The organism is Novosphingobium sp. (assembly GCF_965214355.1).
Taxonomy (GTDB): Bacteria; Pseudomonadota; Alphaproteobacteria; order Sphingomonadales; family Sphingomonadaceae; genus Novosphingobium.
In genome coordinates, this window is record NZ_CBDCBI010000002.1 from 3,512,123 (window position 1) to 3,538,729 (window position 26,607).

General features: G+C 64.9%; 21 protein-coding genes. 11 read left to right on the forward strand and 10 right to left on the reverse strand.

The annotated features are described in order from the left end of the window. Window positions 1-203: 203 nt before the first annotated feature. A complete protein-coding gene (locus ACOOE2_RS16165; protein WP_420384019.1) occupies window positions 204-821 on the reverse strand; it encodes a DNA-3-methyladenine glycosylase family protein in 618 nt (205 codons plus the stop codon). Between the two features lie 131 nt (window positions 822-952). Between ACOOE2_RS16165 and ACOOE2_RS16170 the strand changes: the two genes are divergently transcribed. Then, window positions 953-1,270 (forward strand): 2Fe-2S iron-sulfur cluster-binding protein, encoded by a 318-nt coding sequence (locus tag ACOOE2_RS16170; RefSeq protein ID WP_420384020.1) that lies wholly within the window; start codon window positions 953-955, stop codon window positions 1,268-1,270. Between the two features lie 99 nt (window positions 1,271-1,369). Next, window positions 1,370-2,725, forward strand: a complete 1,356-nt coding sequence (locus ACOOE2_RS16175; protein ID WP_420384021.1) for an alkaline phosphatase family protein — start codon at window positions 1,370-1,372, stop codon at window positions 2,723-2,725. A gap of 295 nt (window positions 2,726-3,020) precedes the next feature. Here ACOOE2_RS16175 and argC read toward each other — a convergent pair whose 3' ends face one another. From argC to ACOOE2_RS16190, 3 genes are all read right to left on the reverse strand, one after another. After that, entirely contained in the window at window positions 3,021-3,944 is a 924-nt protein-coding gene (gene argC / locus ACOOE2_RS16180) for an N-acetyl-gamma-glutamyl-phosphate reductase (RefSeq protein WP_420384022.1), read from the reverse strand. Continuing rightward, on the reverse strand, window positions 3,941-4,285 hold the full coding sequence (locus tag ACOOE2_RS16185; RefSeq protein WP_420384023.1) for an SH3 domain-containing protein: 345 nt from the start codon (window positions 4,283-4,285) through the stop codon (window positions 3,941-3,943). Before ACOOE2_RS16185 ends, argC begins: the two co-directional genes overlap by 4 nt. Before the next feature lie 86 nt (window positions 4,286-4,371). After that, window positions 4,372-5,766: a leucyl aminopeptidase family protein gene (locus ACOOE2_RS16190; protein ID WP_420384024.1), complete on the reverse strand. Its 1,395-nt coding sequence runs from the start codon at window positions 5,764-5,766 to the stop codon at window positions 4,372-4,374. A gap of 110 nt (window positions 5,767-5,876) precedes the next feature. Here ACOOE2_RS16190 and map point away from each other — a divergent pair, with 110 nt between their 5' ends. The 6 genes from map (at window position 5,877) to ACOOE2_RS16220 (ending at window position 10,218) form a co-directional block, all read left to right on the forward strand. Next, window positions 5,877-6,704 carry a type I methionyl aminopeptidase gene (gene map, locus ACOOE2_RS16195; RefSeq protein ID WP_420384025.1) on the forward strand — a complete coding sequence of 276 codons (828 nt, stop codon included), beginning with the start codon at window positions 5,877-5,879 and terminating at the stop codon, window positions 6,702-6,704. 143 nt (window positions 6,705-6,847) lie between these two features. Continuing rightward, window positions 6,848-7,126 carry a CopG family ribbon-helix-helix protein gene (locus ACOOE2_RS16200; RefSeq protein ID WP_420384026.1) on the forward strand — a complete coding sequence of 93 codons (279 nt, stop codon included), beginning with the start codon at window positions 6,848-6,850 and terminating at the stop codon, window positions 7,124-7,126. Continuing rightward, window positions 7,123-7,422, forward strand: coding sequence for a type II toxin-antitoxin system RelE/ParE family toxin (locus ACOOE2_RS16205; protein WP_420384027.1), 300 nt, complete (start codon window positions 7,123-7,125; stop codon window positions 7,420-7,422). The genes ACOOE2_RS16200 and ACOOE2_RS16205 overlap by 4 nt, the downstream gene beginning before the upstream one ends. Window positions 7,423-7,677: 255 nt before the next feature. After that, complete coding sequence (locus tag ACOOE2_RS16210) at window positions 7,678-8,016, forward strand: P-II family nitrogen regulator (protein WP_420384028.1); 339 nt, start codon at window positions 7,678-7,680, stop codon at window positions 8,014-8,016. An 86-nt stretch (window positions 8,017-8,102) separates the two neighbouring features. Then, window positions 8,103-9,512, forward strand: a complete 1,410-nt coding sequence (gene glnA, locus ACOOE2_RS16215) for a type I glutamate--ammonia ligase (RefSeq protein WP_420384029.1) — start codon at window positions 8,103-8,105, stop codon at window positions 9,510-9,512. A 247-nt stretch (window positions 9,513-9,759) separates the two neighbouring features. Continuing rightward, window positions 9,760-10,218, forward strand: coding sequence for a CHAP domain-containing protein (locus tag ACOOE2_RS16220; RefSeq protein ID WP_420384030.1), 459 nt, complete (start codon window positions 9,760-9,762; stop codon window positions 10,216-10,218). Window positions 10,219-10,235: 17 nt separating this feature from the next. On the opposite strand, the gene ACOOE2_RS16225 is transcribed toward ACOOE2_RS16220, so the two are convergent. Continuing rightward, window positions 10,236-12,629: an EAL domain-containing protein gene (locus ACOOE2_RS16225; protein WP_420384031.1), complete on the reverse strand. Its 2,394-nt coding sequence runs from the start codon at window positions 12,627-12,629 to the stop codon at window positions 10,236-10,238. Window positions 12,630-12,867: 238 nt separating this feature from the next. On the opposite strand from ACOOE2_RS16225, the gene ACOOE2_RS16230 reads away from it, so the two are divergent. Next, the gene (locus tag ACOOE2_RS16230; protein WP_420384032.1) at window positions 12,868-14,292 is read left to right on the forward strand and encodes an aldehyde dehydrogenase family protein; all 1,425 of its coding nucleotides are present in this window, start codon (window positions 12,868-12,870) and stop codon (window positions 14,290-14,292) included. 307 nt (window positions 14,293-14,599) lie between these two features. Here the strand turns inward: ACOOE2_RS16230 and ACOOE2_RS16235 are convergent, their stop codons facing one another. The 5 genes from ACOOE2_RS16235 to ACOOE2_RS16255 form a co-directional block, all read right to left on the reverse strand. Continuing rightward, entirely contained in the window at window positions 14,600-18,886 is a 4,287-nt protein-coding gene (locus ACOOE2_RS16235; RefSeq protein WP_420384033.1) for a translocation/assembly module TamB domain-containing protein, read from the reverse strand. Further along, window positions 18,886-21,189 (reverse strand): autotransporter assembly complex protein TamA, encoded by a 2,304-nt coding sequence (locus ACOOE2_RS16240; protein ID WP_420384034.1) that lies wholly within the window; start codon window positions 21,187-21,189, stop codon window positions 18,886-18,888. Before ACOOE2_RS16240 ends, ACOOE2_RS16235 begins: the two co-directional genes overlap by 1 nt. Further along, window positions 21,167-22,012: an arginyltransferase gene (locus tag ACOOE2_RS16245; RefSeq protein WP_420384035.1), complete on the reverse strand. Its 846-nt coding sequence runs from the start codon at window positions 22,010-22,012 to the stop codon at window positions 21,167-21,169. Before ACOOE2_RS16245 ends, ACOOE2_RS16240 begins: the two co-directional genes overlap by 23 nt. Window positions 22,013-22,204: 192 nt before the next feature. Next, window positions 22,205-23,446, reverse strand: coding sequence for a threonine ammonia-lyase (locus tag ACOOE2_RS16250; protein WP_420384036.1), 1,242 nt, complete (start codon window positions 23,444-23,446; stop codon window positions 22,205-22,207). A gap of 10 nt (window positions 23,447-23,456) precedes the next feature. Then, entirely contained in the window at window positions 23,457-23,855 is a 399-nt protein-coding gene (locus ACOOE2_RS16255) for a hypothetical protein (RefSeq protein WP_420384037.1), read from the reverse strand. A gap of 100 nt (window positions 23,856-23,955) precedes the next feature. Here ACOOE2_RS16255 and ACOOE2_RS16260 point away from each other — a divergent pair, with 100 nt between their 5' ends. Beyond that, a complete protein-coding gene (locus ACOOE2_RS16260; protein ID WP_420384038.1) occupies window positions 23,956-24,888 on the forward strand; it encodes an NAD(P)-dependent oxidoreductase in 933 nt (310 codons plus the stop codon). Then, window positions 24,888-26,588 (forward strand): amidohydrolase, encoded by a 1,701-nt coding sequence (locus tag ACOOE2_RS16265; RefSeq protein WP_420384039.1) that lies wholly within the window; start codon window positions 24,888-24,890, stop codon window positions 26,586-26,588. The genes ACOOE2_RS16260 and ACOOE2_RS16265 overlap by 1 nt, the downstream gene beginning before the upstream one ends. Window positions 26,589-26,607 lie beyond the last annotated feature (19 nt).

The window sequence follows — 26,607 nt, forward strand, 5'->3', positions numbered from 1 at the left end:
TCATTCCCGCGGACGCGGGAATCCAGAGTGGGCGCAACACGCTGACGTCACGGTGTTGGGGTTAGCCTGGATTCCCGCGTCCGCGGGAATGACTAGTAATTGGCGAACAAGATTGAATTGAAATTTTGACGCAGGGATGTCCGCCGGGCAGTGGTGGTCGATTGCCGATGTCGCCGGGTCGACGTCGTGGTGATCCGCTAAACCTACAACGCCGGATTGTTGTAACAATGCCAGGTGAAGATCGCGACCGCGCCGCGATGCGGACGCCACGCTTCGGCCAGTTCGCGCGTCAGGCGCTCGTCGGGTCGTGCCTCCAGCGCCAGCAATTTGCCCAGCCCCGCCTGCACTGCCAGGTCGCCCGCCGGCCAGATATCCGGGCGGCCTTCGGCAAACAGCAGGTAGATTTCCGCCGACCAGCGACCGATGCCCTTGATCCGGGTCAGCAGTTCGATCGCCTGCTCGTCGTCGGCAGGCAGCCCGTGGAAATCGATTGCGCCCTCGCCCACCAGTTCGCACAGCGAGCGCGCATAGCCCTGCTTCTGGCGTGACAGGCCGCAGGCGCGCAGATCGTCGAACGGGGCTGCCAGCAGATCGGCCGGGTCCATCCCCTCGCCCAGCAGGGCCTCCAGCTTGGCCCAGACCGATGCCGCTGCCGCCACGCTGACCTGCTGGCCCACAATGGTGCGCAACAGCGTATGCCAGCCACGCACGCGGATGCGCGGCTCGGGATAGCCCACGCGCTCGACCGCCTGCGCCAGCGCGGGACTGGCGCGGCCGACATGATCGAGCCCGTCGCGGATCTGTTCGACGGTCAGGCCCATGCATTTCTCTCCGGTATCACGCGCACAGGCGTCCTTGTTGATTGCGCAGGCTTGCCAAATTGCGTGATGGGCGATAGCAGCCCGGCGCAAAGAAGGACACGTGCGCGCGTTTCGCACATCGGAGATCGATCATGCCAAAGCTGACTGTCGTCAACCGTGCCGGTGAAGAAAAAACCATCGATGCCTCCACCGGGACCACCGTTATGGAAGCGATCCGCGACAATGGCTTCGACGAATTGCTGGCGCTGTGCGGCGGCTGCTGTTCGTGTGCGACGTGTCACGTCTATGTCGATCCGGCCTTTGCCGACAAGCTGGCGCCGGTCAGCGAGGACGAAAACGACCTGCTCGACAGCTCGGAATATCGCAACGCCACGTCGCGCCTGTCGTGCCAGCTGCCGATCACCGATGCGACCGACGGCCTGAAAGTGACGATCGCGCCCGAAGACTGAGCGCGCCGCTTTTGCGTGTACAAAACGCCCGCCTGCCCCTTGGCAGGCGGGCGTTTTTGCGGGATGCATCGCGCCGGATCGAATGACCGGGAGAGAATCATGTTGGCGCAGCGCATCTGGTCTTTGATCGCCCCCCTGTTTGCGCTGGTCGCGGTTCAGCCCGCTGTCGCGCGGCCGCTGCTGCTGATCTCGATCGACGGGTTGCGCCCTGCCGATGTGATCGAGGCGCAACAGCGCGGGATGAAGCTGCCCAACCTGACAGCGTTCCTGACGCAGGGCAGCTATGCGCGCGGCGTCGTCGGCGTGTTGCCCACCCTGACCTATCCCAGCCACACCACGCTGATCACCGGGGTATCGCCGGCAAAGCACGGCATCGTCGCCAACACCACGTTCGACCCGATGAACATCAACGACGGCGGCTGGTACTGGTATGCCGAGGACAACAAGGCCGAAACACTATGGGATGCAGCGTTTCGTGCGCGGCTGACCACCGGTAACGTGCATTGGCCGGTGTCGGTCGGCGCAACGCACGTCACCTGGAACCTGCCGCAGATCTGGCGCACCGGGCACCCTGATGATCGCAAGCTGGTGCGCGCACTGGCGACGCCCGGGCTGGTCGCCGAAATGGAGGCCGCGCGCCGCGAAGGCTATGCCGACGGCAAGGACGAGACTCTTGCTGGCGACAAATTGCGCGCCGGCTTTGCCCAGTCGCTGATCCGCCATCACCAGCCCGGGTTCCTGACGGTATATCTGACCGCGCTCGATCACGTGCAACACCAGACCGGGCCGGGCTCGCCCGAGGCGCACCAGACGCTGGAGGCAATTGACGGCCTGGTCGGCGATGTGATCGCAATCGAGCGGCAGTTTCACCCCGATGCAGATATCGCCGTCGTCAGCGATCACGGGTTTGCGCCGATCGACAGCGCGATCAATCTCTATCGCCCGTTCATCGATGCCGGGCTGGTGACGGTCAATGCCGGCGGCAAGATCAGCGGCTGGGAAGCGATGCCCTGGGCGACCGGCGGATCGTTTGCGATCGTGCTGGCGCATCCGCAGGACGCCGCGTTGCGCGCCAAAGTCGGTGCGCTGCTCGAACGGCTGGCGGGTAATCCCGCCGCGCATATCGACCGCGTGATTGCCGAACCGGCGATTGCCGCGATGGGCGGCAACCCGCGCGCGGCGTTCTACGTCAATCTGAAGATCGGTACTGCCGCCGCGCCGTTCCTTGCGGCCGGGCTGCCGCTGACGCTTCCTGCCGGCGAGTACAAAGGCATGCACGGCTATTTCCCCGCCGCGCCCGAAATGCGCTCGACCTTCATGATGTCGGGCCCCGGCATCGCCAAGGCGCGGGACCTGGGCGAAATCGATATGCGCGCGATCGCGCCGACGCTGGCGCGCGCAATGGGTGCGACGCTGCCGGGGGCGGAGAAGCCGCCGTTGGCAGTCACGCCTTAAGCCCCTCCCCTTCAGGGGAGGGGCTGGGGTGGGGCCTCTGCCCACTCGCCAACGCCGTTGGTGGCCCCAAGCGTGGAATATGGCCGAGATCCCCTAGTGCTCAGCCTTCCTTGAAGTGGAGAGGAAAATTGGAGCATGAGAGAGGATCATTCGGTCAAGCGGGACGCCGCTGACAGCGCAATAAAAGGCGCCATTGCGATGCTCATCCCAATGCTCGCAGTGTCACTGACAATTGGCCTTGGCGAGTGGGGAGAGGCCCCTCCCCCGGCCCCTCCCCTGAAGGGGAGGGGGGAAGTTAGAGGACCAGGCCGGCGGTTTCGGGCAGGTTGCTGATCAGGTTCAGGCTTTGCACGGCAGCGCCGCTGGCGCCCTTGCCCAGGTTGTCGAGTTCGGCGACAAGGCGCGCTTGTGCGCCGTCCTGGCTGGCGATCACATGCAGGCGCAGGCCGTCCCATGCCGCCGCATGTTCGCGTAGCAGGATCTCGGCGGGCACTTCGTCGGCCACGCTGACGACCGGCGATCCGGCGTAGAACGCCCGCAACGCGTCGCGCAGCATTGCCGGATCGGGTGCGCCGGGAATGATCGACAGCGGCAGCGGAATTTCCACGACCATCCCGCGATAGGCCGCGACGACCGCCGGCGCAAACAGCGGCGCGATCGCAAGATGCGCATAAGCCTGCATTTCGGGCACATGCTTGTGCCCGAATTCGAGCGCATAACCGCGCCAGGCAATCCCCGGCTCGCGCGCAAAGCGTTCGATCAGCGCCTTGCCGCCGCCCGAATACCCCGAAACTGCATTGCACGTATAAGGCCAGGCCACCGGCAACAGCCCCGCGCGCACCAGCGGCGCCAGCAGCCCCAGGAAACCGGTGGGATAACACCCCGGATTGGTGATCCGTTTGGCCCCGGCAACCACATCGCGCCCGACCAGTTCGGGAAAACCATACGTCCAGCCCGGCGCAACACGGTGCGCGGTCGAGGCGTCGATCACGCGCGTACGGTCGTTGGCGATCAGCGCCACCGCCTCGATCGCGGCCTCGTCGGGCAGGCACAGGATCACGACATCGGCGTCGTTCAGCGCCTCGGCCCGCGCGCCGGCATCCTTGCGCCGGTCGTCATCCAGCACGATCAGCGAAAATTCGCTGCGCCCCGACAACCGCGCCGCGATTTCAAGCCCGGTGGTGCCTGCCGCGCCATCGATGAAAACCTGCGTGGTCATGCGATCGCCAGTTCTGTCGTGCGGATATACCCGACCAGCCCGTCTTCGCCGATCTGGCCCCATGCCCAATCGCCCGCCAGATCGAGCACATTGAACAGCGTTTCAACGGCAAACGTGCCCAGCACCACCGGTTCGCCCCGCACGCTGCGGATCAGCGGCGTCGCATCGGCAGTCACCCGGTGCGGCATCGGCACCGCGTAATGCGGCACGAAAATGCGCCCGGCACAGCGGATATGCGCCAGATCTCCCCGCACCGGACGATGCAGCGGGTCCCCCTTGTCCGACACATGCGTCAGCGTAAAATCGCGACCGGTCAGCGCGGAGGGTTCAACAGGCGGCAAATCGGCGCACAAAGATCGGGGTTCCTACGCAAACAGTGAGCAGGGCGCCTAGGCGAATTGCCGCATGCGTTCAAGCCGTCGGCCCGTCATGCGCCCGTGTTGTCACCGAAACGCGACACCAGCAGGCCCCACGCGGCGCGCAGGCCAAGTGCTTCGCCGCCTTTGGGACGACCGGGCTTTGCTGCCGGGCGCCAGGCGAATGTGTCGAAATGGACCCAGTCGATGCCGGCCGCTACAAACCGGTCGAGGAACAACGCCGCAACGCTCGCGCCGGCAAAGCCGGTGGCCGCGCTGTTGACCATGTCGGCGACATCGGATTTCAGGTATTCGCGATACCCTTCATGCAGCGGCAGGCGCCACACCGGATCGTCGGTTTTCATGCCTGCGTCCGCCAGCGCAACCGCGGTGGCATCGTCACGCGCAAACATCGCGGGCAGATCGGGCCCCAGCGCCACACGTGCCGCGCCGGTCAACGTGGCAAAATCGATCAGCAATGCAGGCGGCGTTTCGCACGCCCGCGTCAGCGCATCGCCCAGCACCAGCCGCCCTTCGGCATCGGTGTTGGTGATCTCGATCGTCAGCCCCTGGCGCGATCGCAACACATCGCCCGGGCGCATCGCATTGCCCGATATGGCATTTTCCACCGCCGGGATCAGCAGATGCAGCCGCACCGGCAGCGCCTGCTCCATCACCAGCCGCGCCAGTGCCAGCGCATGCGCCGCGCCGCCCATATCCTTTTTCATCAGCGCCATGCCCGCACTGGGCTTCATATCGAGCCCGCCGCTGTCGAAGCACACGCCTTTGCCGACTATGCCCACGCGCGGATGCTTCGCATCGCCCCAGGTCAGCTCGATCAGGCGCGGCGCATGATGGCGCGCCGCAGCGCGGCCGACCGCGTGGACCATCGGATAATCGCGTTCGAGCGCATCGCCCGCAACGACATGGATTTCGGCGCCATAGGTTTTCACCAGCGCGCGCGCCTCCAGTTCCAGCTGCGCCGGGCCCATGTCTTCGGCCGGGGTGTTAACCAGGTCGCGCACCAGCGCGATCGCGCTCGCCTCGGCGATGGCGGGCGCGATCGCCTTGACCTCCTGCGTCAACAGCACACGCGGATCGGTGCGCGGGCCTTCTGCCTTGTACCGGTCGAAGCGATATTGCGCGCAGATCCAGCCGACCAGCGCCGCGCCGATGCGCGAGGCCGGATTGGCGACGCGGTAATTGCCGCCCGGCAGCATTTCGGCCAGCCGCGCCAGGCTCCAGGTGTCGATCGTATCGATACCGGCCAGCGCGAACCACCCCGCACCATCGGGCACGATCACCACTTCGCCCGGGGTACCCTCGAACTTGTGCGCGGTGATCACTGCGCGCTGCCCATCGGTCAGCGGGCGCAGCAGCGCAGGCAAAGCGGCCTTGTCGGTAAGGTGGATGGCAATCGCCTGCTGACCGCGATCAGGCTGGATCAATGCTGTTCTGTCGTTCATCGTTGGAGTCTTGCCGCAGCCATGCCGGTGTTACGAGCAAAAAACGTCCGGGCGAGCGGAAAAGTGCGCCCCCTCTCGCCAATCCGCCCCCCCCTCGCTATATTGTCGGCATGACCAACTATATCATCGCCGACGAAACCGAGCTGCAGCCGCGCGACGGCACGATCAAGCTGCATGGCGAAGCCGGGTTTGCGGGCATGCGCAAGGCCGGGCGACTGGCTGCCGAAATCCTCGACGCGCTGGCGCCGCTGGCCGTGCCGGGCGCGACGACCGCCTCGCTGGATGATGTGGTGCGCGAGATGACGCTGGCGGGCGGCGCGCTGCCGGCGACGCTGGGCTATCGCGGGTACAGCCATTCGTGCTGCATTTCGATCAACCATGTCGTGTGCCACGGCATTCCGTCGGAGCGCACGCTGCGCGACGGCGATATCGTCAACATCGATGTCACCCCGCTGCTCGATGGCTGGCACGGCGATACCAGCCGGATGTTTCTGGTCGGCGATGTGCCGCTGAAGGCGCGGCGGCTGGTCGAAGTAACGTACGAATGCCTGATGATCGGGATCGAGGCGGCAAAGCCCGGCGCGCGGATGGGCGATGTCGGCGCCGCGATCCAGCTGCACGCCGAGCGCCAGCGGTACGGCGTGGTGCGCGATTTCTGCGGCCATGGCGTCGGCCGGCTGTTCCATGACGAGCCCGACGTGGTGCATGCCGCGCGCGCCGGCACCGGCCCCGAACTGCGTCCGGGGATGATGTTCACGATCGAGCCGATGATCAACCTGGGCAAGCCGGGGGTGAAAATCCTCGAGGACGGGTGGACGGCGGTGACACGCGATCGTTCGCTATCGGCGCAGTTCGAACATTCGATCGGGATTACCGAGACCGGCTGCGAGATTTTTACGCAGAGCCCGACGGGACGGAACTGCCCGCCTTACGTCTGACATGGACTGCACCGATGATGATGGATATGCGGTAGCAATAAAACGGCTTTCCAGCGAAACGAGACACTCAGATTTGCCCGCGCCGCATAGTGCAATCAACCAAGCTATGTTACACGGGATTGCATGTCACAAAGGCTCTGAACATGTCCGCCAACCCGTCAAGCACCACTCTATCTGTAAGTGTGCCAACAGATCTGACCGAAAAGCTCGACAGGCTTTCCGCCGGAACCCAGCGCAGCCGGTCCTATCTTACGGCAAAGGCGCTTTCGGCGTATGTCGAGCGCGAGTTGGAGATAATCGAGGGTATCCAGCGGGGACTTGCTGATGTCGCCGCCGGTCGCACCACGCCGCATGATGTAGTGATGGCCCGAGCACGTGCGATCATCGCAGAGGTTCGCGAGACGAAAAACGCAGGCCGGTGAGACGTGTAATCTGGTCGGACACAGCGACCACCGATTTTCACGACATCTTGCATCATATCGCGACTGCCGATCCCGATGCGGCCGATCGGGTTGCAGATGCAATCGAAGCGAGCGGCGCTGCGCTGGGCGACTTTGCCACAGGGCATCCGGGTAGGGTTGCCGGCACCTTTGAGAAATTGGTGCGGCGCTTGCCCTACATCATCACATATGCCTTGACCGATGACGAGCGGACCGTTTCCATTTTGCGGCTGATACATGCCGCGCGCGATTGGCAGGATGAAAGCTGGCCGGAATAACCGACGAGTGCCCAATATTTGAGCAGCGGTTGCGCAAAATTTGCGCACATATCGCAAAGTTTCACGCAATTTGCGCAATGCTAAAGGCCATCGAACCTTTGTAATATTGCCCGCTTCACCACATTTTGCGGCTTTCGCGAAGCCCGGGGATGGCCTAGGAACATATCGTTGGGCGTCATCACGATTCTGAGAAATCGTGGGGCGCAGCAACGGTGACGCCGGTTTTCCGCGCGAGGTATCAGGGGTTCAGATCGAGTGAAGAAGGTCGAAGCGATCATCAAGCCCTTCAAGCTGGACGAAGTGAAGGAAGCGCTGCACGAAGTCGGCGCGTCGGGCATCACCGTTACCGAGGCCAAGGGTTTCGGCCGGCAGAAGGGCCACACCGAACTGTACCGCGGCGCCGAATATGTCGTCGATTTCCTGCCCAAGGTTAAGCTTGAGGTCGTCGTGGCCGACGCGCTGGTCGATCGCGTGGTCGAGGCCATTGCCAATGCCGCGCAGACCGGCCGGATCGGCGACGGCAAGATCTTCGTCATTCCCGTCGAAAGCGCGCTGCGCATCCGCACCGGCGAACGCGACGACGACGCGATCTGAATTGCACCCGGGCGCGCTTGCCGCCCCCGCACGACCACAATTCCCATCCAGCTCCTGCACAAGGGGCGCCAACAGAAGGACCAGCAATGGCAACTGCGAAGGACATTATCGCCCGGATCAAGGACGAAGAGATCGAATGGGTCGATCTGCGCTTCACCGATCCCAAAGGCAAGTGGCAGCATCTGACGATGGTCGCCTCGATCCTGGGCGAGGATGAGCTGGAAAGCGGCCTGATGTTCGACGGATCGTCGATCGAAGGGTGGAAGGCGATCAACGAATCGGACATGATCCTCAAGCCCGACCTCAGCGAAACCTGGATCGATCCGTTTTCGGCCGCGCCGATGCTGATCATCAACTGCGATGTGGTCGAGCCTGCGACCGGCGAACTGTACGCGCGCGATCCGCGCTCGACCGCCAAGCGCGCCGAGGCGTACCTGAAGACGACCGGCATCGGCGACACCATCTATGTCGGGCCCGAAGCCGAATTCTTCGTGTTCGACGATGTGAAATTCTACGACGGCTATGACGGCAACGGCTTCAAGATCGACGATATCGAGCTGCCGACCAACACCAACATGACGTATGATGCCGGCAACATGGGCCATCGCCCGCGCGTCAAGGGCGGCTATTTCCCGGTCGCGCCGGTCGACAGCCTGGTCGACATCCGTGGCGAAATGGTGCGCACGATGCTCGACATGGGCCTGCCCTGCGACAAGCATCACCACGAAGTCGCGGCTGCGCAGCACGAGCTGGGCCTGACCTTCGGCACGCTGGTGCAGACCGCCGACCGCATGCAGATCTACAAGTACGTCGTGCACCAGGTCGCGCATGCCTATGGCAAGACCGCGACATTCATGCCCAAGCCGATCAAGGACGACAACGGATCGGGCATGCACACGCATATGTCGATCTGGGACGGTGGCAAGCCGCTGTTCGCCGGCAACGGCTATGCCGGCCTGTCGGATATGTGCCTGTATTTCATCGGCGGTGTGGTCAAGCATGCCAAGGCGCTGAACGCGTTTACCAACCCGACGACCAACAGCTACAAGCGGCTGGTTCCCGGTTTCGAAGCGCCGGTGCTGCTTGCCTATTCGGCGCGCAACCGTTCGGCCTCGTGCCGTATCCCCTATGGCGCGGGTGCCAAGGCCAAGCGCGTGGAATTCCGCTTCCCCGACGCGATGGCCAATCCGTACTTGTGCTATTCGGCGATGCTGATGGCCGGGCTCGACGGCATCCGCAACAAGATCCATCCCGGCGAGGCGATGGACAAGAACCTGTACGACCTGCCGCCCGAAGAACTGGCGCATGTCCCCACGGTTTGTGCATCGTTGCGTGAAGCGCTGGATTGCCTGAAGGCCGATCACGCGTTCCTGCTCGAAGGCGGCGTGTTCACGCAAGACCAGATCGAAGCCTACATCGAGATGAAATGGCCTGAAGTGTCGCGTTGGGAAACGACGCCGTCGGCGGTCGAATTCGACATGTACTATAGCGCCTGATTATAGTTTGTATTACACGGAGCGCGTCCGGACTTCGGTTCGGGCGCGCTTTTTGTTGCAGTGCGTCATTTTCACGCAATGGTTTGCCGGATTTATCCCCCGACGGGACGAACGGTTGGACCGACACGGCGAACGGAACCGCCCCCGGGTAGCAGAATCGGAACAAATCCGTAGGGTGAGCGTTATGCAGCGCACTCACATCCTTCGCACGATTTCCGGCCTTGTGGCTCTCGCAACCGTTTGCGGAATGCCCGTCGCAGCCCAGGCCCGGTTGCAATGCGTTGCCTATGCGCGGCAAATTTCCGCAGTGCAGCTATCGGGCAATGCGCGCGAATGGTGGGGCCATGCCGAAGGGATTTATGCCCGTGGCAACGAACCGCGCAAAGGCGCAGTGCTGGCATTTCGCGGCACGCACGCGATGCCGATGGGCCATGTCGCGGTCGTCAGCAAAGTGATCGATGGTCGCCACGTCCTGATCAGCCATGCCAACTGGTCGCGCCCCGGCGCGGTGGAAAAGGGCGTGATGGCGGTGGATGTGTCGGACAGCGGCGACTGGTCGCAAGTGCGCGTGTGGTACGGCCCGACCGCGTCGCTCGGCCTGCGCCCCTCGCCCGCCTTCGGCTTCATCTATCCCGGCACCAGCACCGAGACTGCCGGCGCCGAGACGGCCAGCAGGGCCGATGACAGCGACAACGACGCTGGCTGATTTCGGCAAGCCTGATTTCAGGCAGACCGCAACGCCCTGACCGGAAGCGTTTCCATCGGGCGGGCAGGATCGAGCAGGGGCAGCACCGCGGCGGCCGACATCGGGCGCCAGTACAGAAACCCCTGGATCATTCCGCAGCCGGCGGCTCTGACCACCGCGCCCTGCGCTTCGGTTTCCACGCCCTCGGCCACGACTTTCATCCGCAGGCTGCGGCCCAGCGACGCGATCGCGCACAGGATCGCCTGCGCGTCGGCATCGGTTTCGATGTTGGAGATGAACGACCGGTCGATCTTGATCCGTTCGAACTGAAACTGGCGCAGATAGCTCAGGCTGGAATAGCCGCTGCCGAAATCGTCAAGCGCGATGCGAAACCCCATTTCGGCCAATTGCCCCAGCACTTGCAGCACATGGTCGGACCGGTCGAGCAGGACACCTTCGGTAATTTCCAGCACGATGCGGTGCGGATCCACACCTGTCGCAGTGACCAGATCGGCGATCGTCGTGACAAAATTGCGGGCCATCAACTGGATCGGCGACAGGTTTACCGAAATATCGCACGGCGGCCAGCCGGCGCATTCGTTGAACACATGGGCCAGCATCCAGTTGCCGAGCGCGATCATCAGCCCGCCCTGTTCGGCCACAGGCACGAACATATCGGGCCGGATCGCGCCGCGCTCGGGATGATTCCAGCGCAACAGCGCCTCGACGCCGGTGATGGTGCCTTTGCTGTCTTCGCCTGCAAAACTGACGATCGGTTGATACGCCACGGACAATTCGTTGCGCGCGATCGCACGGCGCAATTCGGTCTCCAGCTCGAGCCGCAGCTTCATGCCGGCATCCATATCGCGGGTGAAACAGCGATAGCGGGCGCGACCGCGCTGTTTGGCGCGGTACAGCGCGATATCGGCACGGCGCAGCAATTCGCCCGGATCCTCGCTTTGCGCCGGGCCCCAGCTGATCCCGCAGGAACACGTTACACTTATCGCATTGCCCGCAATCGCAAACGGTTCGTCCATCGTGCGCATGATCTGCATGCCGATCTGGCTGGCCAGGCTGCGCCCGCCTTCGCCCCGGCGCAGGACGACGAATTCATCGCCGCCGAACCGCGCGATGAAATCACCGGATGGCAACGTCTCGATCAGGCGCAGCGCGACCTGCCGGACCAGCTCATCGCCGGCGTGATGCCCCAGCGTGTCGTTGACCAGTTTGAATGCATCGAGATCGATGTAGCTGACAAACACGTCGCCCCGCGCCTGGCCGCTGGCACTGGCCGCCAGTTCGGCATGCAGGCGTTGCATGTAATGCACGCGATTGGGCAGGCCCGTCATCGCGTCGTGCAACGCATTGTGCCGCGCCTGCGCCGCATTGGCGACCAATGCGCGGGTGGTGTGCCAATTGGCGCGCAACACGATCGTTCCGCCGATCAGCACGCACGGAAACAGCACGATCCATGTCCATAGCATCGGCGACGCGCTGCGCAGGATCGACGGCCCGGGGCTTTTTCCACTCCAACGGATCCAGCCGAGCGCGGCGCCATTGATCCCGGTCAGGGGAATCATGTTGGTCGTCGTGTGCGCCGACACTTTTGCGGACGCGGCAGGATCGTCGGGCATGGTCAGCCCCAGGTCGGGCAGCAACAGCTCGCGGCGCATCCGCAGAATAATGCGCGGATCGAGCGGCTGCGTCGTCACGAACCAGACCGGCGCCCGGCTCAGCATCGCAGGATCGTGGTCGGGCACGACCGAGCCGACCGTGATCAGACTGACGCCATGGTCTGTGCGGACAAGGCCGCCGGCCCAGCGCGGCGCGAGGCTGCCCGCGCGATCGATCGGCCAGGCCACTTTCCAGGATTCCGCAGGCGCGCCGGGCCGCGCCCCGGCGTTCTGCACGCCAAGCCGCACCGTCGCAACCGGCACACCCAGCACCTGGCCGGGACGCATGCTGCGCGCCAGCAATTGTCCGATCGCGCCGTTCAACTGCCGATATGCGCCATCGCCATCGGGACGGCCGTTTGCCCAGGCGCGAATCAGCGTGCCGTCGCTTTGCACCAGGAACGAGCGGTCGGCATTGTACGTCGCCCAGGCGTAATGGCCGAATTCGCGATCGAGCCACAGCATTTCGGATGTCGGTCCGCCGCCTGGTCGCCATAGCGGAGACTGGATATGCCGGATTGCCTCGTCCCAGCTGAGCAGGCCCAGCTCGGAGCTCGCCTGCGTCTCCAGCGACCGTGCGACAAACCGTGCGACCAGTTGCTGTTCGTCCTTGCGCGACAGATCGTCGGCGATCCTGATCGCATGTTCAAACGCCACCACCAGCGCGACCGACAGCGCAATCACACCCAGAAACGTCGCGAGCGCGATCCAGGCGGTACGCAGGCCGCTCGCGATCCGCCGCTCGGCATCAAACTGCAAAGATGGTCCAGGTCCCATGGTGCCAGACGCTATCGGACGCATGGCGAACATATCGTTAGCGGAAATGAATAAAAACCCCAGTGCGCGGCTCGGGCAACCCTTTGCAAATGCGCCGGAATTCACGGTTCGCAAAACGCCGGCACGCGCGCCCGTGCCATCCATGACCTTGTATTCCGCGCATTCCGCCCCACACTGGCGGTGGAACGGCGCGGCCGGAGCCGCAGCCGCCGGAGGTATCATGCGCGAACTTTTGAACCATTACATCGACGGCCAATGGGTGCCGAGCGAAGGCGGCCGGCGGTACGAAGTGATCAACCCGGCGACCGAGGAAGCCTGCGCCGCGATCACGCTGGGCAGCGACGCCGATGTAAACAAGGCGGTCGCCGCCGCCAAGCGCGCCTTTGGCAGCTATAGCCGCACCACGCTGGCAGAGCGCACCGCGCTGCTGGGCCGGATCATCGAGGAATACAAGAAGCGCATTCCCGATTTCGCACGCGTGATCGCCGAGGAAATGGGCGCGCCGATCAGCTTTGCCGGGACTGCACAGACCGGCGCCGGCCTTGGGTACATGCTTGGCACATTGGAAGCAGCCGAAGATTTCGAATGGGAAGAACCGATCAAGGGCGCCAATGCACGCATCGTCTATGAACCGGTCGGCGTTGTCGTCGCGATCACCCCGTGGAACTGGCCGCTGAACCAGATCTGCGCCAAAGTCGCGCCGTGCATTCTGGCGGGCAACGCCGTGATCCTGAAACCATCGGAAGAATGCCCTTCGAACGCGGCGATCTTTGCCGAAGTGCTCGATGCCGCAGGCGTGCCGCCGGGCGTCTTCAACCTGGTGCAGGGCGATGGCCCGGGTGTCGGCGTCGCGCTGACCAAACATGTCGATGTCGATATGGTCAGCTTTACCGGATCGACCCGCGCCGGCATCCAGATCGCCAAGAACGCCGCCGACACGGTCAAGCGCGTCCACCAGGAACTGGGCGGAAAATCGCCCAACCTGGTGCTCGAAGGCGCCGATTTTGCCGCCACATTGCCCGGTACCCTGCAAGGCGTGATCGCCAACACCGGCCAGAGCTGCATCGCGCCGACGCGCATCCTGGTGCCCATCGCGCGCAAGGCCGAAGCCGAAGCCTTTGTCCGTGACTATTTCGCCGCGGTCAAAGTCGGCAGTCCCAGCGACGAAGGCTCGCACATCGGACCGCTGGTCAACAAGGCGCAGTGGACCAAAGTGCAGGGCCTGATCGAAAAATCGATCGAGGAAGGCGCCAGCCTGCTGCAAGGCGGCCCCGGCCTGCCCGAAAGCGTCAACCGCGGCTATTACATCCGCCCGACCGTGTTTGCCGACGTGACCCCCGACATGACCATTTTCCACGAGGAAACCTTTGGTCCGGTGGCCACGATCACGACGTATGACACGCTCGATGAAGGCATCGAGCTGGCCAATCGCACGAGTTATGGCCTGTCGGCCACGGTGACGGGCGACCCCGCCGCCGCAAAGGACATCGTCGGCCAGTTGCGCGCCGGCCTGGTCGCGGTCAACCAGTGGGGCGGCGTCAAGGGCGGATCGTTCGGCGGTTACAAACAGTCGGGCAACGGCCGCGAAGGCGGTCGCCACGGGTTGAAGGATTTCATGGAAGTGAAAACGATCGTCAACGCGTAACGGGCAACGGGTGTGGGGACGCAAATCGCGCGCCCCACACCCGCCGATCGACGCCCCGCATCAACGCCCGGTCGCATTCACCTATCCAGCTTATAACGTCTGTATTTACGCGCCATCCGCTCATGCCGAGCCTGTCGAAGCACACGCACTGACACCAATGTCGGCAATGACAAACCGCACAGAAGCGAGCGTCGCGCGCGTCCTTCGACAGGCTCAGGATGAGCGGGGGGGGGATTGTTGGTGTCGAAACGAGATGTAGGAATGCCGTAGGGGTCATGTCCGGGGCATTACAGAGATCATCCGCCGATCAGTAATCTTTCATGAACTTCAAGCTGGCCGATTCATCATACACCGTCGAAATCGTGCCGAGCAGCGACAGCCAGCGGGTCAGGCGGAACTCGATCGATGTTGCGCTATACCCATGGCCGTCGGTTACCAGTTCGATGTAGAACTTGCGTCCCAGGTATTTGCCCACCGCGATCGAAGTGCCGCGCGGGATCGTCGGATCGGCGCTCAGCACGCGCAACCGGTCCAGCCCGATCGCCCCGCGCAGCTTGTTGATCGGATCGAGCCCCCCGCCGCCGCGCAACGAGGCGAGCGCCGAGGCAAGTTGCACCGCCTCTGGCGCGGAGATCTGCGAGATCGAGCTGCCGAACAGGATGCGGCTGAGCAGTTCTTCTTCGGGCAACACCGGCGTCGAGGCGAACGTGATCTGCGGGTGCGTAGCGGACCCGGCGATGTTGATGGTCGCGGAAATATCGTTGGCATCGCCGGTGGCGACGATGTCGAGCTGCGGATCGATCGGCGTTTCGCCGTTGAAGCGGATGCGGCCGCGCGTGAGGTCGAAACGTTTGCCCGAAAATTCGTAGCTGCCCTGGATCACGTCTGCGCTGCCGAAAATCTGCGGGTTGGCGGTGTCGCCGCGGATACGCACATCGGTCTGCCATTCGCTTTGCAGCCCCATGCCATGCACATCCAGGCGATTGGCGCCGGCGGCATCGATCAGCAGCTTCCAGGGAGGCCCGCGCGTTGCCGGCGGGGCAACGTCGGCTGGCGCGTTGCGTTCGCTGACAGCGATCGTCGGCAGCGCCTGTGCGGCGGTTGTGCGGCCCATCACGTACCGCGCGCGATCGACTTTCAGGCGACCCGCGATGGTGCCGCTGGTGCCGTCGGACACGATCCGCATCGGGCCGGTGATCGTCGCGGCCATCTCCGGCCGGTTGACCAGTTCCGCGTTGGTCGCGCCGATGCGCAGATCGATTTTCGGGTGCTCGGACGAGGCATCGCTGAAGTCGATCGAGCCGCTGCCCGCAATCTTGCCGCCCGCAGTTTTACCCCCCCCAGTCTTATTATTGCCCGCGGTCGTGCCGGTAAAATGCGCGAGCGACAGATGCGCGCCGCTGAAGCTGCCGGCAACGTCGATGTTCTGGATGTCGGACCCGCTGATCGAGCTTTGCGCGCGCATCGCGTGGCTGACGACCGCGCCGGTCAGCACCGGTGTGTCGATCGTGCCCGACACTTGTGCCGCAATGCCGATCGGCCCCGTCAAATCGAATGCATCGATCGCGGCCAGCCGCCACAGCGCATCGGCCGGCCCGGCATAGCGCATTTGCCCGTTCAGCCGCCCGCCGCGCACGCGCTCGATCATGGTGCCGCCGCGCGGCAAGTCGGCAACGAGCGCCTCCAGCCGCATGCGCGGCACTTTGCCCTCGCGCGCGACCGCGCGCACCTGGACCGCACGTTCGTCCAATTGCCCGACCAGCGCCAGATCGAGCGGGCGCGATGTCAGCACCAGGCCCGAACGGCTGAGCCCCCTGACCGACAGCGCCGCATGGCCCGCGGGCGCCCCGGTGTGATCGTTGCGGAAATCGACCACGCCCGACACATATCCGCCCAGGCCCAGATCTGCATAGACGATATCAAGCGCAGACAGTGGCATGCGCGAGATCGCCACATGCATATTGGTCTCGCCAGCGGCGGTGCCGGCGCCGATTTTTCCATTCGCGATAATCGCGCCGCTGCCGAAATCGACCTGCGTCGGACTCAGCGTCCAGCCATCTCCTTCACGCGTCAGGATCGCGCGGCGTGGCATCGTGATCGCATTGCCGGCATAATCGCCGGCGACGAATGCGATCACCCGGTCGGACGCAAATGCCGCGGTGCCTTGCAGCGCAAAGCGCGTGCCTCGCCGCCCGGCAAGCGAAGCGGTCACCGACCCCGCACCGTTGACGACGGTCGCCTCGGCAATCAGGCGCCCGATGAACACCTGCCCGATCGCGACCCCTTGCGCCTGCAAGGCGCTGTTGAGCGTGGTGTTGCCGGGCGAAATCAGCGCGCTGGCAGTCAGTTTCGCGATAGCGACGGAGATCGGCTTGTCGCCGCCGAATTTCGCGGCATGGGCGTTGATTGCCGCCTCGATCGCCTGGCCTCCTGCCTGCCCGGCAAAGTGGATCGTGCCGTCGAGACCACCGCCGGTCATCAGCAGATCGCCGTCGAGACCATTGGTGTCGAATGCCAGCGTGCCGGTCAGGTTGGTGTTGAACACGCGCGCATCGGCCAGCGTCATGCGTATCGGATCATTCGGCCCGGCATTGGCCGGCACCGCAAAATCGAGCGCCAGCACCACCGGACCCAAGCGCGAATCGCCGGTAAGGTTCAGATGGTATCCGCCAGCGGTGCTTGCCACCGCGACTTTGACCGCCTTCACCCCGGCCGACGGCAGCGGTTCGGCGAAATGGGCCTCTGCCGTCGTGGCGCCATGGTCGATCAGCGCGTGGGCATCGAATGCGCCATAGCCGGTGTGCGTCCCTTGCGTGGTGACTTCGATCCGGCCGCCCGGAGCATAGCTGACCCTGGCCGTCATCGCCACGAGCGGCGAAGTGATGCGCATGTCGGGTGTGGTCAGCGCGAGGGCGCCGCCCCCCAAGGCTCCTCCCCAATGCGCGCTGCCCGCCACATGCGCGGTCGGGCCGACGAGCGAAGTCAGCCCGCCCATCGCGAAATGCGAAACATTGGCCGCGTAATTCACCGCCAGCGTCCAGGGATGGCCTTGCGCCAGCACCAGCACGCCTTTGCCGGTGCCATCGGCCAGACCCATGCGCGGCACCGCAAACCCGCGGGTGTCGACCCGCCCGGCCAGGGCGTAAATGTTGCTGCGCAGATCACCCTTCAGCGACAGATCGCCTGAAACCCCGTTGCCGATGACGTGCAGCGCATTGCCAGACACCATGTGCCCGCCAAACGACACCGTACCGGTCAGCCGGGCGCCCGCCAGGTGCGGATCCAGCCACGGAGTGCCGGTGTCGATGCGCACCGCACTGGCTGCAAGCGGCACATCGAGCCGCGCATTGTGCCAGCGCGCAACGCCCGTGGTGTGCAGACCGGTCGCGCGACGGGCCCCCACCGCCAGTTGCGTCAGCGCCAGGTCATGACGGATCGCCAGATCGTTGAACGGCCCGTCCAGCTGCGCTGTCATGACCGCCGCGCCCGGTTGCACGATCGTCGTCCACGCAGCCGGCAACAGCTCGGGCTTCAGCAGCCGCGCGGTCAGCGCCAGCGCCTGCGCGCGGTTGTTCGCCAGGTCGATTGCCCCCTGCCCGTCGATCCGCCCCAGCGCATCGCCGAGATGATAGCGCCCGTCGAGGCGCGCGCCGACGAATGTGCCCGCATACGACACGGCCAGCGGGCGCGCGGCAAAATCGGCCGGCAGCCCGCTGGCAACCGCGCCCGGATGGACCAGCGCGGCCAGCCGGTATTGCCCCGCGGCATTGTCGATCAATCCGCCTGCCAGCCGGTGCCCGTCGGCCGAGGCCAGCAGCCAGCCGTGCCATTGCGAAAACCGCCCTGCGCCGCCGACCTGCGCGACAATACCATGCCTTACGCCGCCGGTCGCGCCGGCGGTCAGGCCGGCAAGCAAGCCGTCGGCGGGGGCACGATAATCGAGATCGAGCGCGAACCGGTCGCGGTCGGGCTCGCTGTCGAGATGGAGCGACAGGTGATCGCGCCCGCCCAGCCGCCCGGTGCACGACAGCAGCACGCGGCCGTGGCGCACATCGGCCTGTGCAGTCAGGTCGATCCGCCGCCGCGCGCCGGCAAGGCCCGGCGCCACCGTCAGCCCTTCGACACGAAACCGATCGATCCGGATATCGAAATCGGGCAGGATCGGGACATTCGGGTCGCTGGCATTGAGATGGGGCGCGCGCAGCAGCAGCCCCCGGTGGAGCGTCAGGTCGCGAATATCGAGCCCGCCGCCAAAGCCCGCGACCAGCCGCAACGCGGGTAGCGGGCGCCATGCCAGATCGGCCTCGGGCAGCGTGAGGAACCGGCCCGACGCATCCGACAACACGACATCGTGCAGCGATGACGTGCCCAGCAACGAACCATCGATCCGCCCGATCGTGATGATCAGCCCGCTTTGCAGCCGCAATGCGGCAATCCGGTCGGTAACGAGGCGATGGCCCAGTGGCGAATCGAGCAGCAACAGCGCGATCGCCAGCATCACGCCCAGCCCCAGGCCGACCACGCCCAGCACGCGCAGGATCGCCGGGATCAACCCCCTGGCAGGACGCATTTCGGCAGGGGCAGTTTCGGCCATCAGAACGCCTGACCCAGCCCGATATACACACCGATCCTGCTGTCCCCCGGCGAGGGATTGAGCGGCGTGCCCACATCGACGCGGATCGGACCGAACGTGGTCTTGTAACGGATGCCCAGCCCCGCGCCGAACTTTGCCCCGCGCATCGTCGGCGTCGGCGTCGCACCGGCCGTACCGCTGTCAAGGAACGGCACCACACTGAGCGCGCCGCCCATCAGCCCGGTCTTTACCCGCGCCTCCAGCGAAAATTCGGCCACCGACAAGCCACCGACGGGATTGTGGCTCGCGTCCTTTGGCCCGACATCCTGATAGCCATACCCGCGGATTGACGCGCCGCCGCCGGCATAAAGCCGCTGCGACGGCGCGATATTGACGAGCGACGTGCCATTGATCGAGGCGAACCGCACGCGTTCGGCCAGCACCACGCCGTGCCCCACGCTCTGGTACGTGCTGCCGTCGAATTGCGTCATCACATACGACGATTTCGGCCCGTCCTGGATCGAGATTGCAGGCTGCACGGTGATCGCCGCGCGAACACCGCGTTCCGGATCGAGCAGATTGTTGCTGCCGTCGAAACCGAATTTCATCGGCAGCGCTGCGATGAAATACGTCGTGAACGGCGAATTGGGTGGTGATCCGGCAAGCAGTTCCTGGGTCGCAATCACTTCGAACCCGAACGAATAGGCCCAGCGCTTCTGGAAAATCAGCGTGCTCGTCTTGGCCAGCGTGATCGTCGCGGACAGCGTATGCGCGTTATAAGCATCGGTGGTCTGCGCCTGTGCGTACACATCGGCGGTGAACGACTGGTCGCGCGCCAGGAAATTGCTCTTGCGAAACGTCAGCCCGGCCAATTGCTCGCGCGTGCCCAGGATGCCGCGCGCGCCGACCATGCCTTCGGGCGGAAACTTGTTGCGGTCTTCCCAGCTGCCTTCGATATAAAACCCCTGCCCGCTCGACTGGCCGCCCTGCAGCGTTACCGAATGTTGAGGACCTTTGGTCAGCGCAACATCGATATCGGCGACGCCCGGCGCAGTCGGCGTGGGCGCCACGGTTTCGCGCGGTACGATTTTTACCCCGCCGACAATCCCGGTCTGCAGGATTCCCTGCCGGAAATCGTCGACCAGCCGCCGGTCGTAGATCCGGCCGGCGCGGAACCGCGCAATGCGCTGCAAATGCCGCGCGTTGAGGAATTGGGGTAGCGAGCTGGTCACGTGCCCGAACACGTATTTGCCGCCAATGATCGCCGGTATGTCGAGATCGGCGTTCAGCGCGGCGTGATCGACGCTGAGCGCGGGATCGCCGACTTTGTTGAACGCATAGCCGATGTGCCCCAGTTCATCGATCAGGCGGTCGCGGGCGGCCTGGATCGTTTCGGTGTTGGCCGGGTCTCCGGTCTTGAGCTTCAACGCAGTGAGGAGCAGCGTCTTGTCGGGGCTTTGCGCGACATCGCCCAAGGCAATCGCGGCGAGCGGATAACGCGTTCCCGGCACGATTTCAAACCGCACCGTGATCGCGGCGGCGGCCGGTCTGCCCTTGCGCGGTTTGGCAGGTGCGGTCTGGATGATCACCGCGTCCGACGACAGACCGACTAGGTTTTCGCTGACTTCGGCATCATAATAGCCATACATCCGCAGGATCTGCAGCAGCAGATCGACATCGTCGCGCGCCCGCCTGGTCATCTGCGCCAGATTGTCGGTGGTGCGGCCCAAAGTGTGCAACGATGACAGGCCTTCGAACCGGTCGGCCAGGTCGTCCATTTCGGGCAGGACCGTGCCGGGCGGAAACACCAGGTCGATCCCGGCACCGGCATGGCGTACCAGCGCATCGGCGCCCAGCGGCCCGCGCCAGCCGCCGCGCGGCATCGCTGCATCGAGCACCGCGCCGGCATCGCGCGCCACAGTGGCGGCAGCGTCGATATCAGGATCGGGCGTCAGCAGGTCGATCGGCGACGCATCGAAACTGTCGGGCCAGGCGATCGTCAGTCCGGGAATCGCCGGCATCGGCGTGCCGTCCAGTGCCGAGACGTCGGGCAGCGTCGCCGGATCGGGTGCGTGATGCGCGGCATCGGTATCGAGCGCCCAGGCTTGCGGATCGGCGACCGCGGCGTCGGGGATCAGCGCGCTGAGCGCGGCGTCGGTTTCATGCGCTTTGGGCGGGGCATGCGCACCCGGCGTTTCCGCCTGGGATTGGGATTGGGCTTGGGATTGGGATTGGGCCAGCGCAGGCCCCGACAGCGCAACAATCAGCGCGGCAAAACACGGTGCGCCGCGCGCAAGTCGGTCAGTGGTGCGGGCGGACCGCAAGGGCGATGCCGTCTTTCCCCGAATCGGCGCCAAAGGGCTGATCGAGCCGGGGAGCGCTGGCCAGACGATCGATCGCATGCGCCTGGGTCTCGGGATCGAACCGTTCCCACCCGTCGCGGCCCAGCCGTTCGAGCGGGCGAAAGCGCACTTTGTACTGCATGCATGCCGACCCTTCGACCCAATAGCCGAGGTAGACATAAGCCAGGCCAATGTCATGCGCGTGCCGGATGTGATCGAGAATGATATACGTGCCAAGCCCGGTCCGCGCAGAGTGATGTGGATCGTAAAAACTGTAAACCATCGACAACCCGTCACCCTGCTGATCGGTCAGGCACGCCCCGACCAACCGCCCGGGAGAACCATCGGCATTGGGCTCCCGATATTCGACGACATAGCTTCTTATCGGAGTATGTTCCACCATGTCGGCAAAGTCGACCTCATCCATCGCCGCCATCCCGCCACCCGGGTGCCGCTCCGACAGATACGCCTGCAACAATTCGTATTGTTCGGGGGTCGACCACGGTTTGCACACCGAAACGATCAGGTCCGCATTCTGGCGGATCGTGCGGCGCTGGCTGGCCGACGGGGCAAATTCGTGCGCGGCCACGCGCACCGATACGCAGGCCGTGCAGCCCAGGCAGCTCGGACGATACGCAACCGTCTGGCTGCGGCGAAAGCCGATGCGGCTGAGCGCATCGTTCAACTCGTCCGAATTGTCACCCTTCAGCTCGGTGAACACCTTGCGCTCGGTCCGGCCCGGCAGATAGGGGCACGGACCGGGGCTGGTCACGAAAAAGCGGGGGAAGCGAACGGGTGCGCTCACGAGACGGGCATGTCCTTTGTTTGGGTACCGGGGCGACTGTGTCGCAAAGCCCGGCGCGCTTAAAGGACATTAACCATGAATTGCCTCGGATGGACAAGACCCGATCGGGGTATGCGCCAGGTTTTATGCCAGGGCGTGACGACTGTCCCGGTGCAGGACAGACGGTAGCACGCGGGTAAACGCTGAAGTGATTCAGCCCAGTTCGACCTGCTCGACCTGATACCCCCGCGCGCGCAACGCCTCGACCAGACGGTCGATCTGGTCGCGGTCGCGCGCTTCGCATTCGATTTCCGCGGTCAGGCCCTTGGCAGGCAGCGAGGTGAAAATCCGCTGGTGCCACACTTCCAGGATGTTGACCTGGTGGCGGTTGAACTCCTCGACCACCTTGAACAGCGCGCCCGGCCGATCCTGCAGCACGATGCGCAACCGCCCCAGCCGGCCCGACCGCGCCAGATCGCGCAGCAGCACATTGGCCAGCAGCCGCGTGTCGATATTGCCGCCGGTCAGCACCACGCCGACCGTGCGCCCGGCAAAGATCGCAGGGTTTGCCATGACGGCGGCAAGGCCCGCCGCACCGGCGCCCTCGACCACGGTCTTTTCGATCTGCAGCAGCAGCGAAACCGCCTGTTCCAGATGCGCCTCATCGACCAGCACGATATCATCGGCAAGGCCCGCCAGCAGCGCCGAGGTGAACACGCCCGGTTCCTTGACCGCGATGCCTTCGGCCAGGGTGTCGCCACCGCAGGTCAGTTCGGCGTGCTTCAGCTTGTTGTACATCGACGGATACAACAGCGCCTCGACCCCGATCAGCCCGATGGCGGGATTGATCCCGCGCGCTGCGGTGCCCATGCCGGTCATCAGTCCGCCGCCGCCGATCGGCACGACCAGCATGTCGATTTCGGGCACATCGTCCAGCATTTCGAGCGCGACAGTGCCTTGCCCCGCGGCAATATGCGGGTGATCGAACGGCGGCACGAATGTCAGGCCCAGCTGCCGTTCGAGCGCGCGCGCGTGGGCATTGGCCTCGTCAAAGGTTTCGCCTTCGAGCACGATGGTGCCGCCGTTGCTCTCGGTCTGGAGGATCTTTACCGTCGGCGTGGTGCGCGGCATCACGATCGTGACCGGCACGCCCAGCCGGGTGCCGTGATACGACAGCCCCTGCGCATGGTTGCCCGCCGATGCGGTGATCACGCCGCGCGCGCGCTGCTCGTCGGTCAGTTGCAGCAGCGCGTTGAGCGCGCCGCGTTCCTTGTATGCCGCAGTGAACTGCAGGTTTTCGAATTTCAGCCAGATTTCCGCCCCGGTAATCGCGCTCAGCGTCTTGCTGTGCAAGGTGGGCGTGCGCACCACCTGGCCCTGGATGCGCGTGGCAGCGACGCGCACATCATCGAGCGTCAGGGTTTGGGTCAACTCGGGCATAACGGAAACAGTCATGCCACGTGTCCTAATCGAAAGAGTCCGTGTTTGAAACGCATTTGCGCGACATTTCGCGCCACACCATCAACACCAGCGTCGCCGCAACGATCGCCAGCGTATCGGCAACCCAGTCACGGATATCGCAATCGCGGTGCAGCTCCGGCACCGATTGCACCACTTCGATCAGCGCGCCCAGGAACGACAGCCGCTCGACCAGCCGCCAGCGCGGCATGGCGGGGAATGCGAATGTGCCCAGCACGGTCAGCGTCGCAAAGGCCAGGCTGTGTTCGAATTTGTCGCCCAGCGAATCGATCGGCAGCGCCGGCGGGTGCGGCAGCAGGGCCATCGTCACGGCAAACACCATCGCCAGCCAGAACAGCACGAGCCCGATCTGGCGGATGGCGGGTGTATTCGGGTATGACAGCATGTGCCGGCGCTACCCGCCCCCCGTTTGCGCTGCAAGTGCGAAGCGCGGCGCACCATCAAACAGGCTGGCGCACACTATCAAACAGGCTAGATACCCGGTCATGACCAAAAGCCTGCGACCCGTAACCGACGCACCGATCCACGTCTCCTTCATCGGCCTGGGCACGATGGGGTCGTCGATGGCGCGCCATCTGGGCCAGGCCGGCCACCACCTGACAATTTACAACCGCACGCCCGCGCGCACGAATGCCTGGCTCGCCGCCAATCCCGGGCTGGGCCCGCGTGTCGCCGACAGCCCTGCGCAAGCGGCGCAGGGCGCCGATGCCGTGATCACATGCGTGGGCAACGACGACGATCTGGCCGATGTGGTGCTTGGCCCCAGTGGCGCATTCCAGACGCTGCGACGCGGCGGGGTATTTATCGACCATACCACCGTTTCGGCCCGAATCGCGCGGCAGATCGCGGTCGAGGGCCGCGACAAGGAAGTGCTGTGCGTCGATGCGCCTGTCACCGGCAGCCAGTCGGGCGCCGAATCCGGCACTTTGGCGATCATGTGCGGCGGCAGCGCGCAGGCGTTTGCCGCCGCGCAGCCGATCCTGACCGCGTACGCCCGGCGCATCGTGCATGTCGGCAAATCGGGCGCGGGCCAGATCGCCAAGATGGCCAACCAGATGTGCCTGGCCGGCACGATCGCGGGCCTTGCCGAAGCGGTGCGCTTTGCCCAGAGCGCGCATCTCGATCTCGACAAGACGTTCGAGGCGATCAGCGGCGGCGCCGCGCAATCTTGGCAGATGGACAACCGGTTCATGACGATGGCGCGCGACGAATTCGACTTCGGCTTTGCGATAGACTGGATGCGCAAGGATCTCGGGCTTGCCATCGACGAAGCGCGCAATGTGGGGGCGAGTGTGCCGATTACCGGATTGATCGACCAGTTTTTCGCCGATGTACAGGCGATGGGCGGCGGCAGGCAGGATACCAGCGCGCTGATCCGGCGCCTGCCGCGCCGTCTTGCCCGGCGAGGTGCGAAATGATGAAGCGTCTAGTTCTCACTGCAAGCCTGCTTGCCCTGGCGGCCAATGCCCGCGCCGATACACTGGTGGACAATATCAAGGGCGAAACCATCGCCGCCGACGGCACGCTGCAGACATTCAGCGCGCTGCTGTTCGACGATACCGGGATCATCAAGGCGGTCTATGGCCCGCGCGACCGCGTGCCCCGCCAGGGTCGGGGCGGGTATCAGTATCATGTCGATGGCAAGGGCCGCGTGCTGTTGCCCGGCATGATCGACGCGCACGCGCATGTCATGCAAACGGGGTTTGCCCTGCTGACACTCGATCTGTCGGACAGCGTGTCGCTCGACGATGCACTGGACCGCATCGGCAAATTCGCCAGGGCGCACCCCGACCGGCCATGGATTCTGGGCAGCGGATGGAATCAGGAACGCTGGCACATGGGCCGGTTTCCCACTGCGGCGGAGCTCGACCGCGTCGTCCCAGATCGCCCGGTGTGGCTGGAACGCGCCGATTTTCATGCCGGATGGGCCAACAGCGCCGCGCTCAAAGCAGCCGGCGTTACCGCCGCGACCGTTTCGCCCGAAGGTGGCGCCATCGACCGCATGCCCGATCACAGCCCGGCCGGCGTGCTGATCGATCACGCCGCAAACCTCGTGGCGCGCGTGGTGCCGGTGCCGCAGGCGCGCGATCTCGATCTGGCGCTGGCGACCGCCGAGTCGGATTTTGCCAAGCGCGGGATCACCGCGGTCGCCGACATGGGCACGACCGTCAACGACTGGATCGCGTTTCGCCGCGCGGGCGATGTAAACCATCTGTATGTGCGGATCATGGCCTATGCGATGGGCACCGAGGCCATGGCGCAGATCGGCGGCAGCGGACCGACGCCGTGGCTCTATGCCGACAAATTGCGCATGGGCGGGCTGAAACTGCTGCTCGACGGCGCGCTGGGATCGCGCGGCGCCTGGCTGAAGGCGCCGTATGCGGACCAGCCCGGCAACAGCGGCACGCCGCTGTATTCCGAAACACAGCTGGGCAACCTGATGAGCCGCGCGGCGATGGACAATTACCAGGTCGCGGTCCACGCGATCGGCGACAAGGCCAATGAAACGCTGCTGACGACGATTTACGATCTGACCCACACGTACAAGGGCGATCGGCGCTGGCGGATCGAGCACGCGCAAGTGGTCGATCCCAAAAACTGGCCGCTGGTCGGTGAAATTGCGCGCGCCGGCGGCGTGGTCGCCTCGATGCAGCCGGTGCACCAGACGTCGGATCGCCTGATGGCCGAGGCGCGGCTCGGGCCCGACCGGCTGCGCGGCGCCTATGCGTGGAACAGCCTGAAGCAGCAGGGCGCGGTTCTGGCATTCGGATCGGACACCCCGGTCGAGCGGCCCGATCCGTGGATCGGTATCGCGGTCGCGCTGACCCGGCAGGATGAAACCGGCGTACCGGCCGGCGGCTGGCAACCGCAGGAGCGCGTCGACCGCCTGACTGCGTTCGCCGGCTATACCAGCGCCGCTGCCTGGGCCGGGTTTGCGGAAGGCAAATTCGGCCGCATCGCGCCAGGTTTGCGGGCGGATTTCATCCTGGTCGACACCGACCCGATGACCGCGACGCCCGAAGCGATCCGCAAGACCCGGGTCTTCCAGACCTGGGTCGGCGGCGGCAAGACCTATGATGCCGAGCCGGATGCGGTGGTGGCAAAGCCGAAGCGCTGAACCTCCTCACCGTCCCGGG

What these genes read in the sequence shown, in the direction of transcription:
- ACOOE2_RS16165 (WP_420384019.1), bottom strand. Translation starts at nt 821, where the DNA reads ATGGGCCTGACCGTCGAACAGATCCGCGACGGGCTCGATCATGTCGGC.
- ACOOE2_RS16170 (WP_420384020.1), top strand. Translation starts at nt 953, where the DNA reads ATGCCAAAGCTGACTGTCGTCAACCGTGCCGGTGAAGAAAAAACCATC.
- ACOOE2_RS16175 (WP_420384021.1), top strand. Translation starts at nt 1,370, where the DNA reads ATGTTGGCGCAGCGCATCTGGTCTTTGATCGCCCCCCTGTTTGCGCTG.
- argC (WP_420384022.1), bottom strand. Translation starts at nt 3,944, where the DNA reads ATGACCACGCAGGTTTTCATCGATGGCGCGGCAGGCACCACCGGGCTT.
- ACOOE2_RS16190 (WP_420384024.1), bottom strand. Translation starts at nt 5,766, where the DNA reads ATGAACGACAGAACAGCATTGATCCAGCCTGATCGCGGTCAGCAGGCG.
- map (WP_420384025.1), top strand. Translation starts at nt 5,877, where the DNA reads ATGACCAACTATATCATCGCCGACGAAACCGAGCTGCAGCCGCGCGAC.
- ACOOE2_RS16200 (WP_420384026.1), top strand. Translation starts at nt 6,848, where the DNA reads ATGTCCGCCAACCCGTCAAGCACCACTCTATCTGTAAGTGTGCCAACA.
- glnA (WP_420384029.1), top strand. Translation starts at nt 8,103, where the DNA reads ATGGCAACTGCGAAGGACATTATCGCCCGGATCAAGGACGAAGAGATC.
- ACOOE2_RS16220 (WP_420384030.1), top strand. Translation starts at nt 9,760, where the DNA reads ATGCCCGTCGCAGCCCAGGCCCGGTTGCAATGCGTTGCCTATGCGCGG.
- ACOOE2_RS16230 (WP_420384032.1), top strand. Translation starts at nt 12,868, where the DNA reads ATGCGCGAACTTTTGAACCATTACATCGACGGCCAATGGGTGCCGAGC.
- ACOOE2_RS16235 (WP_420384033.1), bottom strand. Translation starts at nt 18,886, where the DNA reads ATGGCCGAAACTGCCCCTGCCGAAATGCGTCCTGCCAGGGGGTTGATC.
- ACOOE2_RS16250 (WP_420384036.1), bottom strand. Translation starts at nt 23,446, where the DNA reads ATGACTGTTTCCGTTATGCCCGAGTTGACCCAAACCCTGACGCTCGAT.
- ACOOE2_RS16255 (WP_420384037.1), bottom strand. Translation starts at nt 23,855, where the DNA reads ATGCTGTCATACCCGAATACACCCGCCATCCGCCAGATCGGGCTCGTG.
- ACOOE2_RS16260 (WP_420384038.1), top strand. Translation starts at nt 23,956, where the DNA reads ATGACCAAAAGCCTGCGACCCGTAACCGACGCACCGATCCACGTCTCC.
- ACOOE2_RS16265 (WP_420384039.1), top strand. Translation starts at nt 24,888, where the DNA reads ATGAAGCGTCTAGTTCTCACTGCAAGCCTGCTTGCCCTGGCGGCCAAT.